Here is a 578-nt window from a genome sequence, read left to right on the forward strand (position 1 = left end):
AATTGGTTGCGGGAGCCGGATTTGAACCGACGACCTTCGGGTTATGAGCCCGACGAGCTACCATGCTGCTCCATCCCGCGTCCGATTTGTACTAATCAGTTTGAATTCATAATTAAGGAATTGATTGTGGCGCTGGATTTGAACCGAAGACCTTCGAGGCTCTTATAAAGAACTGAGCCCGACGAGCTACCATGCTGCTCCATCCCGCGTCCGAATTGTGCTAATCAGTTTGAATTCATAATTAAGGAATTGGTTGCGGGAGCCGGATTTGAACCGACGACCTTCGGGTTATGAGCCCGACGAGCTACCATGCTGCTCCATCCCGCGTCCGATTTGTACTAATCAGTTTGAATTCATAATTAAGGAATTGATTGTGGCGCTGGATTTGAACCGAAGACCTTCGAGGCTCTTATAAAGAACTGAGCCCGACGAGCTACCATGCTGCTCCATCCCGCGTCCGATTTGTGCTAATCAGTTTGAATTCATAATTAAGGAATTGGTTGCGGGAGCCGGATTTGAACCGACGACCTTCGGGTTATGAGCCCGACGAGCTACCATGCTGCTCCATCCCGCGTCCG

3 tRNA genes are annotated in these 578 nt (G+C 50.0%); all 3 read right to left on the minus strand.

Features of this window, described 5'->3' with window-relative positions:
- Window positions 1–3: 3 nt before the first annotated feature.
- The 3 genes from ON072_RS21060 to ON072_RS21070 all read right to left on the minus strand — a co-directional run bounded on the left by ON072_RS21060 (window position 4) and on the right by ON072_RS21070 (window position 574).
- Window positions 4–80 (minus strand) — tRNA-Met (locus ON072_RS21060).
- A gap of 170 nt (window positions 81–250) precedes the next feature.
- Window positions 251–327: transfer RNA gene (locus tag ON072_RS21065), tRNA-Met, on the minus strand.
- A 170-nt stretch (window positions 328–497) separates the two neighbouring features.
- Window positions 498–574 (minus strand) — tRNA-Met (locus tag ON072_RS21070).
- Window positions 575–578 lie beyond the last annotated feature (4 nt).

The sequence above is a fragment of the Shewanella sp. K8 genome (genome assembly GCF_028823715.1).
GTDB lineage: Bacteria > Pseudomonadota > Gammaproteobacteria > Enterobacterales > Shewanellaceae > Shewanella > Shewanella algae.